The sequence below is a fragment of the Sphingobacterium sp. WM genome, from assembly GCF_029542465.1.
Lineage (GTDB): Bacteria > Bacteroidota > Bacteroidia > Sphingobacteriales > Sphingobacteriaceae > Sphingobacterium > Sphingobacterium cellulitidis.
The window spans coordinates 1,465,951-1,478,273 of the sequence record NZ_CP120709.1; the positions used below are offsets into that span (position 1 = coordinate 1,465,951).

Genomic DNA, 12,323 nt, shown 5'->3' on the forward strand with positions numbered 1-12,323 from the left:
TTAAAGAAAATACAAAATTTTTTACAATATTGAAAATGGTATAAGAATTAGGTAATTTGTTTAAAATAAAAATATATTTGTAAACACGTGTGTACATAAATACGTATTTACAAATTATTATGTCAAAAATAATAACAATAGCAACAGAAATTTCAAAAAAATTATAGTTCGCATATTCGAATCATTTTAAATATTAGTCGAAATATCTGAATAAAGTTACACCTGAATTTGAGTTAATCGTATTTATTAAATTACGATATATCTTTTAGCTTAAAAATATCATTATCTTTAATTTAACTTTTGGATTTAATATTTCAAAGAGTTATGAAATCCAGATACAATTTATTGTTCCTAAACCTAAAATTACAATATGTCTAAATGTATTAAAATGCTGAATTATCGCATAATTTTTCTCATGCTATTAATGAGCATGGGTAATCATTTTGTTTTTGCAAAGGCAAAGACTACTTATTTTCAGTTGTTAGTTTATCATTTTCAAACCAGTGAACAGGAGCAACTGTTAGACCAGTATTTGGAGAAGGCATACTTACCTGCACTTCATAAATTAGGATTTAAGCAAGTAGGAGTATTTAAGCCTATCAAAAACTCAGAGAATGCGGATAAGTTAATTTATGTGTTGAGTTCATCTCCTAAATTGGAGGATTTTGCAAATCTAGATGTTGGTCTTTTGAAGGATCCAGCATATTTAAGTTCGGGAGCATTTTACTTGGATTTGGCGCATAATAGAGCTCCATTTAGTCGCATAGAAACGATTTTGATGAAAGCATTTGAAGGAATGCCCTACATGGAACTTCCAAAGTTGAAATCAGCAAAGAAAGAGCGGATTTATGAATTGCGGAGTTATGAAGGTCCAACGGAGAAATTGGCAGCCAATAAGGTGTCGATGTTTAACAACGGTGAAATAGAGATCTTTAAAAAACTGAATTTCAATGCAGTATTTTATGGTCAGGTGATTGCAGGCAGTACAATGCCGAACTTAATGTATCTGACCAGCTTTGAGAATATGGCCGACCGGGATGAACATTGGAAAGCATTTGGCCCCTTATACAAACCGATGAGTGAGATGCCAAAATATCAGAACAATGTTTCTAAAAATGTGACCATTTTATGTACTCCCACAGATTATTCTGATTACTAGAAGTAAATCTTAAAAAGGTACAGCGTTCTTGCACTACAAGATGGCTGTACCTTTTTTAATCCAAATCAGAGTGAAAGTATTATGCTTTTGTAAATTCTGGGATTTTTTGTGTACTGATTGCAATTCGATTCCAACCATTGATAGTAACCACCGCCATGATAATTTTTGCGATATAATGGTCATCGAATATTTCTTTAGCTTTTTGATAAGTATCTTCAGAAAGGCCATTTTTCGAGATTAGGGTGATTTCTTCCGTCATTGCTAGGATAACTTGTTCTTCTTCAGTAAAAATATCGGCTTCTTTCCAAGCATTTAGTAAATATATTCTCTCTGGACGTTCCCCATCTTTAACAGCATCCGATGTGTGCATATTTATGCAAAAAGCACAACCGTTGATCTGGGATGCTCTGATTAAAATTAAATGATGATGAGTTTTTGAAAGGCCACAATTGCTAAGATATTGTTCAAGTCCTAGCATAGCTTTATATGCATTGGGTTCAAGTTCCTGGATATTGATTCTCTTATTCATTTGATATTTTATTTACTGGTTTATTACATCAAAAGTAAGGGGAATATTGAGTAATGTAGTCAAGAAGATGTCTGATATGACTTATCTATGATTAAAATTTGTTTTAACAGATGTCGTTTTCTATTTTTAATATTGGATTTATTTCTAGGTCTTTACATTTAGTCCAATAAATCACCTCAATTAAAAATCTAATTATGATAAACAGGAGACCGATTCATAGAATATGGTATTTTACCCTTCTACTCTTTATTACCCTGTCCTGTGCGAAGGATAAATTTGTACCCAAGTTATCTGCGGAGAATGAGCTGATCAGTTTTGTTATCAAGAAGGAAAATCAGAGTAATTTAAAGAATGATATAGTCACCGAGATTATTGGGGATACTATTTTTGCACGCACCTTGGTAGGTACAGATGTGAGTTCCTTGATTCCTGAGTTTGAACATAAAGGTGTTAAGGTATTAGTAAACAATGTTGAACAGAAGAGTGCTGTTGACAAGCAGAATTTTTCGGACTTAGTTAAATATACGGTCGCTGCTGAAAATGGTGATGAGAAAACCTATGTTGTCAAATTTATTGATACGGGATTGCCAGCGATTTACCTTTCAACCAATGGGAAGCCTATTGTTAGCAAGGAGGATTATATCGTTGGGGATATCAGGATCACCTCAGATTTTGGCAGGAATGTAGTATATCAAGGTGTTACAGAGGTTAAAGGGCGGGGAAATTCCACTTGGGGGATGCCTAAGAAGCCATATCGGATAAAACTGGATAAAAAAGCAGGATTATTGGGGATGCCTGAGGATAAAAGTTGGGCCTTGATGGCAAATTATGGTGATCAATCCCTTCTAAGAAATGATGTTGCCTTTGAGGTTAGTAGAAGATTAGAATTAGGTTATACTCCTAGGCAACAATATGTTGAGTTTTTTCTGAATGGAGAATATATGGGGAACTATACCTTAACGGAGCATATCAAAGAAGGGAAGGATAGGGTAGCGATAGATGAAGATAATGGGGGATTTATCCTTGAAGAGGACGGTTATGCTTATTCAGAGCCTGTTCATTTTGTAACTCCTAAAAATATGCCTATTACTGTGAAGTTTCCTGATGAGGATGATATTACGCCAGAACAGTTTGATTATATCAAGAATTATGTGACATCCTTTGAGAATAGCTTATATAAAGTTGAGGGAGCAGCAGCAGACTATAACCAATTCTTTGACCTTCCAAGTTTTGTGAATTATTACCTGACAAATGAAATTTGTGGTAATTCAGATATGCTTTGGAGTATGCGGATGTACAAGAAGAGTAATGCGGATCCAAAGATATATGTTGGTCCAGTTTGGGATTTTGATCTTGCGTTCAACAGTGACAAAAGGTTAGGGGATTCGCAGGAGGTCTTGATGTTAACGAAGGCACATGAGCCCCGCGCATGGATGAATAAGCTGATGAGTGATCCGGCTTTCAAGAAACTCGTTCGGACTCGTTGGAATGCTGTAAAAGGAAGTCTTCAATCTATGCCTGAATATATAGATCAACGCGCTAAAAAAATCAATTATAGTCAAAAGTTTAATTTTATCCGCTGGGAGGTAATTGGGGTTAATATTAATCAAAGTTGGTATGTTGGTACAAGCCATCAGGATTATGTAGATTTTATCAGGAATTTTATGGCAGCGAGAATTAATTGGTTGGATGGGGTCATCAATGGTCCACAATTCAATTAATTTAAAAGCCTCAATTTAATTGAGGCTTTTTTATTTTTTCTTCTTACAATTCTGCAGATTGTTGCCAGATATTAATTCCAGCATCTTTAGCATATTGGTCGATAAGTTTTAATTCCGCATCTGTAAAATTTAGATTTTTCAATGCTCCAACGCAATCTATTACCTGTTGCGGTTTACTTGCTCCAATTAGCGCAGAAGTCACACGCCCTTGTTTCAGCACCCATGCAATTGCCATTTGCGCCAATGTTTGGTTTCTTCCTGTTGCTATCTCATTTAGCGCCCAGATATTTTTTAAATTCTCTTCTGAAAGGAAATTTTTATCCAAGGATTTATCTTGGCTTGCGCGACTTTCCTTAGGAACCTCATTGAGGTACTTATTGGTCAGCATTCCTTGGGCAAGGGGAGAGAATACGATAGAGCCCAATCCTAAATCATCAAGGGTATTTAATAAGCCATCTTCCTCTACCCAGCGATTCAACATGGAATAACTAGGCTGATGAATAATAAATGGGGTACCTAAAGATTTCAAAATATCATAAGCCTGTTTTGTTCTTTCGGAGTTATAGGATGATATTCCGACATATAAAGCTTTTCCAGAGCGTACGATCTGATCAAGAGCCAACATGGTTTCCTCCAATGGCGTATTAGGGTCAAAGCGGTGAGAATAAAAAATGTCGACATAATCAACGCCCATTCTTTTTAGAGATTGATCACAGCTAGCGATCAAATATTTACGGCTTCCCCATTCGCCGTAAGGTCCAGGCCACATGAGATAACCTGCTTTTGAAGAAATAATGAGTTCATCACGTAATCCGGCGAATTCTTCTTTTAATATTCTTCCGAAAGCAAGTTCGGCACTGCCCGCTGGAGGGCCATAGTTATTTGCTAGGTCAAAATGATTTATTCCTAAGTCAAAAGCGGTTGTGCAGATCTCAACTTTTCTGCTGTGAGGCGTATCATCGCCGAAATTATGCCATAATCCAAGGGAAATTGCTGGTAAGTGTAGACCACTTTTGCCACATCGATTATAAAGCATTTGATCGTAGCGATCAATATTAGGTTTCCAATCCATTGAATGTTTTTGTTTGTTGGTTTAATGATTTAATGTTCATGGGATGCTGTTTTATTTGAAAAATACCTCAGCAGTAAAGAACAATACTAAGTTAGGATAAAGATTAATTTCCATCCATTTTTTTCTAAAAAAATAATGGGTATCAATGCTTGTGTCCCAAGAATTCATTTTTATTTTAAAGCAATATTTCTGATTTTTATACCTCACTAATTTATTAAAGAGATGAAAATAAGCTTCTCAAGTCAAGCGTTTCTTGCTATACTATTTGCAATAATATTCCAATCCTGTGATTCAAATACGAAGATAAACAATAGCAGTTCAAAAGATTCGATTACCGTTGAAGTTGATTCTATGACTCATTCTTCTGATAGCTCAGGGGTTGTAGCAAAATTGAGCGATAAAAATATTAAGTTCCTTTGTAGGGAGAATAAATACGATTCAAACCTAAAGGCAGAAGTTAATAGCATTGTTTTAAATGAGGATTACATTAAGACGATCAGCGAGCCAGAGAAGGCAGCGCTAGCCTTGGTTGCGACCTTTGTGGGTAATGAATGTGAATGGGATGGTGCTGTTAAAGAAGATAGAAGTAATTTGAAATGTAAGATTTTATGGGCTTTGGATTTAGGTTACCAATGTTCATCCAAGCATAAGGATTTTCTAAGGCAATGGTTCAAAGGTGAACCAAAGATATTGGAGGAATTAGAAAATTGTCCTACCATCCCAGATGGAGCGACTGTTCAAAGTACTTTTGATGAAATCAATTTAGAAGTCAAGGGGAATCAAATTATGGTGGTTTCAAAAATTAATGCCATTAATTTAAGGGAGGCTACATCCTTGACCTGGACAGAGACGGATACGTATGAGCTAAAAGGGGAGGAGTTGCAGAGAATTAGCAAGGTGGAATCTGATAAGGTTCAATCTAAATTGGAAGTGGGTGAAGGATAGTTTATTAATCCTGTATTCCTGCTAAATTAAAAATCCCTCGATTGATTTCCAATCGAGGGATTTTTAATTTATACTAATTGGATTTTAAAATCCAAATTTTATTCAGATCTTAATAACCTTCATTTTGTTTCAAGTTCGGGTTCACCGAAATCTGTTGACTTGGAATAGGGTATACCAAAGTCTTAGGATCAGGATCTGCGACTTTTTCTTGCCAAGCATCCAGGAATTTTCCGAAACGAATTAAATCTTGTCTTCTCCAACCTTCCCAATATAATTCACGCGCACGCTCATCAAGTAGATTTTCTAATGTCAAAGAAGGAAAGGCAGCAACTCCACGTCTTGTACGAATAGAGTTTACCAAAGTAAGAGCTTCCGCCGGAGAACCAGTTCCACCTCTTAAAATTGCTTCAGCTTGCATCAGCAATACATCAGAATAGCGATATACCACCCAGTCATTATTACGTTGTCCTTCCACGGAATAATCAAATGCATATTTCATAGGACGAATACCTGCGGTTTCCAGGGTTGCGCCGGAAGTACGGATGGTAACTTCTCTGGTAAATACCAGTGGTGCATTTGCAGGATTTCTTGCCATTAAAGGCTTATTGGTGCTCCAATTATATTGTTGGCCAGCAAAGAAGCCTACATTCTGTCTATGGAAGCCTTTTAAGCGATTTGAGGTAGTATCTGCTGGATATTCGTAATAGATACCTCTTCTTTCATCCGCAGCTTCAAATTTGTCATAATAATCAGATAAAGTACACCAGCCATTCCATCCTCCTGGATTTAAGTTATAATGTGCGATGGTATTCCATGTACGGTCCACATTACCACCACGATCAGCATTTTTGTTGTAGAGGGTATAAATGTTTTCTGTGGATATGGCATCATTGTTTGGGGCAAAATTATCGAAGTATTTACCTTTAACTGAAACGGAATATTTACCTGAGGCCGTTATTTCCTTAGCTAAGGAAATTACTTTATTCATGTCTTCTGCCGCGAAAGTAGGAGCCTTACGATTTAAGAAAGTTCCCTTGTTCAGGTAAATTTTCATCAACAATGTTTTAGCTGCATTTTTATTAGCAACATAAGCTGATGATGGTCCGTTGTCTGGGAGTGTATTAATAATTTCATTTAAATCTTTGACCATGTAGTCGATTGCGGCCTGAGGTTGCAAAACTTCGGGTGCAATTCTGAAATCATCCACTGCGTCCCCCTCACGAATTGGAACTACACCATATAAGTCCAATAAATCGAACATTGCCAATGCGCGAATAAATCGAGCTTCAGCGGCTTGTTGAGGAGTAGGTTTATATTTTAAAACCGTAATGGTATTATAAATGACGGTTCCTAAGCTAACAAAGGTTCCGTCCATGTACGCATTATCAGCATTCCAGGTATGGAGGTGTATGGCACGGTGCATTCCGTTATCATCCCAGTCACCCCCACGAGTAGGCGCCATTGCGGCATCTGTTGAAATCTCCTGTAATACCCAGCGTTGTTCTTGTTGATATGGCGTATTCAAGGAATTGTAAGCAGTAATCAATAAACCTGCAGGGTCGATATTGGTTGCATCGCCTTCCTCCATCTCACTTTTAAATTCCTCATTCAGTTTGGTACAGGAATAGGTGCCAGTAAACACGGTCCCTGCCAAAGCGATATATAATAATGATCTTAATTTCATCTGTCTAAATTTTTATTTTATCAATAAACTATAAATAACCGACCTCACTTAAAGTGAGAAATTGACACCTAATAAAATATTTCTGGACGGTGGATACGGCAAATACTCAATACCCAAAGAAGGGATACCATTGCTTGCACCATCCGTATTAACTTCCGGGTCGAAGCCCGAATATTTTGTGATGATGAACAAGTTTTGGCCAGTCAAGGATATATTAAAGTTCTTGAATGTATTGCCAATATTTCCCACATTATAGCTTAATGTTAGGTTTGCCATTTTCAGGTAATCACCTTTTTCCAAGAATCTTGTTGAAGGTGCTGCCGAGTTTGATGTCGATTCTTTCACCGAAGTATCGAAGAATTGAGATCCAATATTTCTAGAAGATAAGTTACTCAATCCTAAAACGGTTGCTGCGGTATTATTGAATAAGTAATGTCCAAATGCTCCGTTCATATTCGCTGAGAAAGTGAATTTCTTGTAACTCACGTTGGTTGATAAACCCACTAGAGTAGTAGGATTCGGGCTATTGGAATAGAATTTATTAATTGCAGGGTCATTGGTGCTGTTAATGCTTCCATCCTGGCCTAGGTACATGCTCATGCCCGTTTGAGGATCAATTCCTTCGTATTGGGCAAGGTACCATACGTTCAATGGTTGACCATTAACCATACGCTGACCTAATACTCCTGTAAAACCTTGACCACGAAGAGCACCTGTTTCATAGTATCCAACCAATCCACTTACGCTGTTTTTAAGTAGGGTAAGATTTCCTGTTAAGTCCCAGTTCCAATCCGTACCTCTTACAATATTTCCGGTCAACGCGATTTCCACCCCTTTGTTGACAATCTCACCATCCAGGTTTACCCAGATACGGCCACTTGGAGCAGGTTGAGCAAGAGTTTGTTCGAATAGGGCATCGGTAGTTTTCTTATTGAAATAATCGATGGATCCATATAAACGATTGTCAAAGATGGAGAAATCGATCCCTGCATTGATCGTTGCTGAAGTCTCCCATTTAAGGTCATCATTTCCGTAATTCACCTGGCTGATGCTTTGGTTTCCAAATACGAATCTGTTCAATGAAGCTCCAGAAGGGAATTCCTGGTTACCAGTTTTACCCCAACCTAATCTGATTTTCAACTGATCAAATATTTCATTGTCTTTCATGAAATCTTCTTCATTGATGTTCCATGCAGCAGCAACGGAAGGGAAGATTGCATATTTATTATTAGAACCAAATTTGGTAGAACCGTCGCGACGGACTGTTGCTGTAAATAAATAGCGGTTTCTATAGTTAAATCCTCCACGTAAGAACATGGATTGTAATTCGTTGGTTGGGCTTCTATAGGATAAAATATCGCGGGTAGAGATGGATGAATATTGTAGATAATCAAAGTAATCTAATCCCATGTAATTAAATCCACCACCAAATGATAAGTTGTTTTTGAAATTATAGTTCAAATATTCATAACCCAATAAAGCGTTGATATTCCAATCCTCATTAACCTGTTTGTTATAGGATAGGGTATGGGTCATTTGCATGTTAGTTTCGTTGTTGTTTGAAATAAATGCTTGTTCATTTTTGGATGCAGAAGGATCTATTAAACCTGAACGATACATTCCTTCACGACCACCTGTTTGACGCATTATGCTATAGATAAAACGATATTCCAAATCATCGGTAATTTTATAGTAAGGCGATACGTTAGCCACCATTGTATTGGTTGTTGCACGATCTTTAAAGGCATCAAGGGAAGTCAGAGGATTTCTGGTCATGGTACTGACGAAGGTATTTTTACCATCCTTATCTATTAACGGCAGGGTTGGATTCCATTGCATGGCTTGCGAGATCAAGTTCCCTTCTGCTCCGGCAAAAACGTTGATTGGAGCATAACGGTTATCCAACTGAGTTAAGAATAGGGATAAATCCAAACCTAATCTTTTGCTTTCAAGGAAATTGAAGTTACCAGTGAAATTACCAGTGTATTTCTTCAATTGAGAGCCTTTGATAATACCATTTTGGTTTAAATATCCACCTGACAAGCGATACTTACCATGTTCAGTACCACCCGAAACATCAGCATAATAGTTTTGGGTGACTGCTTGTTGGGTAATAGCTTTGAAGGCATTTTCATTACCGCCGTAATCGGAGGTACTCGCTTCAGAAGGGGTGTAATAGTTTAATGCTTCTCTAAATCTGCCAGCATCCAAAATATTAGGGTATTCGCGGATGTTAGATACACCTGCTGTTGCTCCCACACTTACAACCGGAGAACCTGCGACTCCTTTTTTCGTACTAATAATTACGACACCATTTGCACCTCTTGAACCATAAATCGCTGTTGCGGAAGCATCTTTTAAGATGTCCATACTTGCGATATCACTTGGGTTCAAATAAGTCAATGGGTTACCACGATCGGAAGAAAATCCTCCACGGCCTTCAGGAAGTGGGGAGTTTCCTGACATCGGCACCCCATCTAAAACAAATAGAGGGTTGTTACTAGAACGGATAGATGAGTTACCACGGATCCGAACTGTTGCTGCACCACCTGGTTGTCCAGTATTGTTAATCACCATTACCCCAGGGGTTTTACCCTGAATCAATTGATCGGGAGCTGTTACCAAGCCTTTATTGAAGTTCTTAGCTTGGATGGTTACCAAAGAACCTGTCAGATCTTTTTTTCGGGCAGTTCCATATCCAATTACTACCACCTCATCGAGGCCTTGGTCTGTTGAAGATTGTAATTGAATGTTAATTTCAGTTCCCGTAATGTCCACATCTTTACTTTGGAATCCGATATAGGAAACTTCCAAAGTTTTTGCATCGTTAGGAACATTAAAAGAGAATGCACCATTGTTGTCAGTGCTTGTGGCTACTGTTGTTCCTTTTACTCTTAGGGTAGCTCCTCCTAAAGGACTACCAGCCTCATCTGTTACAGTACCTGAAATGTTTTTCTCTTGGGCAAAGGTTGCCAAGGAAACCATTAGTACTATAAGAGTGAGTAAGTACTTTTTAAGTAATGTCTTTTTCATAAAGTTAAAATCAAATGTTTTTAATGAAAGGTATAGCTAGGGTTTTATAGACTTAATTGACAGATTTGATGTTAATTAATTCATAGGTAATGGTTTGTCTATTAAATCTAAAGGGGATTGCAATCTCGAAAAATTGCTGCTGTAGTTTGCACCACCATGCAATGAAACATTGCAAATGATGCACATAGATTGTCAGGTTCATATATGTTTAGTTCTGTTTAAGTATAAAAGTCAATAAATTAGAAGCTTAAATCATGTCAAATCGTTTCAATTTTATATCATTTTGTTACATTGCTTACAATTTTAGGTTTAACTCAGTGTTAAGTGCGGAAAAGAAATTATTGAATACAAGAAATTTGATTAATTATTAAATTTTTTTGTAAATTAGGTATATACCTAGATTAACTAATTAAACTTTTGTAAACTTTATCGATTATGAGTACAAATTCTATAATTTTAAGTAACAGTCAATCCAGTCTACTAAATCTGTCGACAAACAAGAAAAAAGAAGCCGTAATTAATAAGTATGAAATGGAAATGCCAGTGATATTACTGGTTGATCATGATAAGGAATTACTCGCTAATCTGAACAAGGAACTGAAATCTCAATATGTAATCTTGCGTGCTTCTAATGCTTATGAAGTCGATGAAATCCTGAACCAACATAAAATACATTTGGTTATTACAGAAGTTGTTATTTCTGGAACTGATGGTTTAAGCTTGTGTAGAACCATTAAGTCCACGGCTTTGTTTTCTCATATCCCCGTAGTTTTTTTAACTTCTCACAAAGAATTGGAAATGAAAATTCAGGTTCTGAATAGTGGGGCTGATGCCTATATAGAAAAGCCTTTTTCACTTGATTTTCTAAAAGCTCAAATTGAAAATATCCTTTTCAACAGGCAGAAAGTAAAGAACTACTTCAGCAGCAGTCCTTCGATTTATACTAAAAAATCCTTGAGAACTCATCCTGCAGATCAATTTATGGATAAACTTTATTCTATTATTGAGGAAAGTATTTCGGATATGGATGTGTCCGTAAATCTATTGGCAAAGCTAATGAATGTATCACGTCCAACCCTTTATCGTAAAATCAGTAAGTATACTCAACTAAAACCTAATGAGTTAATAAAACAGGCAAAATTAGAACGGTCTGCCGAGCTTTTGTTATTGAAGAAATTCACGGTATCTCAAATTGCTAGTATGGTTGGCTATTCTGAACAATCTAATTTCTCAAGAGATTTCTACAAGTATTTTGGAATGAGACCCAGCAATTATATCAATGTTGTAGAAAATGGGAATTCATTTGCCTGTTAATCCCCTTTGGGAATTTAGTATGTTTGTTTTATAATCACACACTATGAAGACGTTTCTAAAGGTTTCATTAACCCTTGTTCTATCCTGCCTGATTTTCTCGGTGTTTGCTCAGAAAGTGAGTAAAGGGAATAAGATGTGGAAGTTAGTTTGGCAAGACGAGTTTAATTATGTTGGATTGCCAGATTCCACGAAGTGGAGTTTTGATACAAAAGGGAATGCCTATAATTGGGGGAATAATGAAGCGCAGCATTATACGGATAAGGACACTTCAAATGCCTACGTGAAAAATGGTTTCTTGACCATTACTGCCAAAAGACAGGATGCTGGGGGTAAAAAATATACTTCAGCCCGTCTACGCAGCTTGCATAAAGGAGATTGGTTATATGGAAGATTTGAAATCCGAGCGAAGGTTCCCAGTGGCAATGGAACCTGGCCAGCTATCTGGATGATGCCTTCGGAGGATACGTATGGCGGTTGGCCTAAAAGTGGAGAAATCGATATTATGGAATATGTAGGTTCAGATCCGGACACAGTTTTGGGAACAGTGCATACAGAGAGTTATAATCATATCATTGGTACACAGAAAGGAAAGTCCACGAGAGTAGCCGATGCCGATGAAAAATTTCATACTTATGTATTGGAATGGGATGCCAACGAAATCAAGATTTTCGTCGATAAAAAGCTTTATTTCAATTTCAAGAATGAAGGAAAAACTCCTGCGGAATGGCCCTTTGATCAAAAGTTCCACTTGCTTCTAAATTTAGCAATAGGAGGAGGTCTAGGAGGTCAAAAAGGAATTGATGACAGCCTATTCCCTCATAGCTATATGATCGATTATGTTAGGATTTATCAAAAATAGAATTGGT

The 12,323-nt window shown here is 36.9% G+C and carries 9 protein-coding genes; 5 read left to right on the forward strand and 4 right to left on the reverse strand.

Annotation, left to right across the window (positions count from 1 at the left end):
* Positions 1-430 precede the first annotated feature (430 nt).
* Positions 431-1,159 (forward strand): NIPSNAP family protein, encoded by a 729-nt coding sequence (locus PZ892_RS06250; protein WP_277712484.1) that lies wholly within the window; start codon positions 431-433, stop codon positions 1,157-1,159.
* A gap of 79 nt (positions 1,160-1,238) precedes the next feature.
* On the opposite strand, the gene PZ892_RS06255 is transcribed toward PZ892_RS06250, so the two are convergent.
* Positions 1,239-1,688: a carboxymuconolactone decarboxylase family protein gene (locus tag PZ892_RS06255; RefSeq protein WP_094256933.1), complete on the reverse strand. Its 450-nt coding sequence runs from the start codon at positions 1,686-1,688 to the stop codon at positions 1,239-1,241.
* A 194-nt stretch (positions 1,689-1,882) separates the two neighbouring features.
* Here PZ892_RS06255 and PZ892_RS06260 point away from each other — a divergent pair, with 194 nt between their 5' ends.
* Positions 1,883-3,409 carry a CotH kinase family protein gene (locus PZ892_RS06260; RefSeq protein WP_094256934.1) on the forward strand — a complete coding sequence of 509 codons (1,527 nt, stop codon included), beginning with the start codon at positions 1,883-1,885 and terminating at the stop codon, positions 3,407-3,409.
* A 43-nt stretch (positions 3,410-3,452) separates the two neighbouring features.
* On the opposite strand, the gene mgrA is transcribed toward PZ892_RS06260, so the two are convergent.
* On the reverse strand, positions 3,453-4,481 hold the full coding sequence (mgrA, locus tag PZ892_RS06265) for an L-glyceraldehyde 3-phosphate reductase (RefSeq protein ID WP_094256935.1): 1,029 nt from the start codon (positions 4,479-4,481) through the stop codon (positions 3,453-3,455).
* Positions 4,482-4,703: 222 nt separating this feature from the next.
* Between mgrA and PZ892_RS06270 the strand changes: the two genes are divergently transcribed.
* Positions 4,704-5,426, forward strand: coding sequence for a hypothetical protein (locus tag PZ892_RS06270; RefSeq protein ID WP_277712485.1), 723 nt, complete (start codon positions 4,704-4,706; stop codon positions 5,424-5,426).
* 109 nt (positions 5,427-5,535) lie between these two features.
* Here PZ892_RS06270 and PZ892_RS06275 read toward each other — a convergent pair whose 3' ends face one another.
* Together PZ892_RS06275 and PZ892_RS06280 are read right to left on the reverse strand one after the other, a co-directional pair.
* Positions 5,536-7,110 (reverse strand): RagB/SusD family nutrient uptake outer membrane protein, encoded by a 1,575-nt coding sequence (locus PZ892_RS06275; RefSeq protein WP_094256937.1) that lies wholly within the window; start codon positions 7,108-7,110, stop codon positions 5,536-5,538.
* A gap of 48 nt (positions 7,111-7,158) precedes the next feature.
* Entirely contained in the window at positions 7,159-10,143 is a 2,985-nt protein-coding gene (locus PZ892_RS06280) for a SusC/RagA family TonB-linked outer membrane protein (protein ID WP_182498887.1), read from the reverse strand.
* Between the two features lie 435 nt (positions 10,144-10,578).
* Between PZ892_RS06280 and PZ892_RS06285 the strand changes: the two genes are divergently transcribed.
* Together PZ892_RS06285 and PZ892_RS06290 are read left to right on the forward strand one after the other, a co-directional pair.
* The gene (locus tag PZ892_RS06285; protein ID WP_277712486.1) at positions 10,579-11,457 is read left to right on the forward strand and encodes a response regulator; all 879 of its coding nucleotides are present in this window, start codon (positions 10,579-10,581) and stop codon (positions 11,455-11,457) included.
* Between the two features lie 43 nt (positions 11,458-11,500).
* Positions 11,501-12,316, forward strand: a complete 816-nt coding sequence (locus PZ892_RS06290; protein WP_277712487.1) for a glycoside hydrolase family 16 protein — start codon at positions 11,501-11,503, stop codon at positions 12,314-12,316.
* The last annotated feature ends 7 nt before the right edge of the window (positions 12,317-12,323 follow it).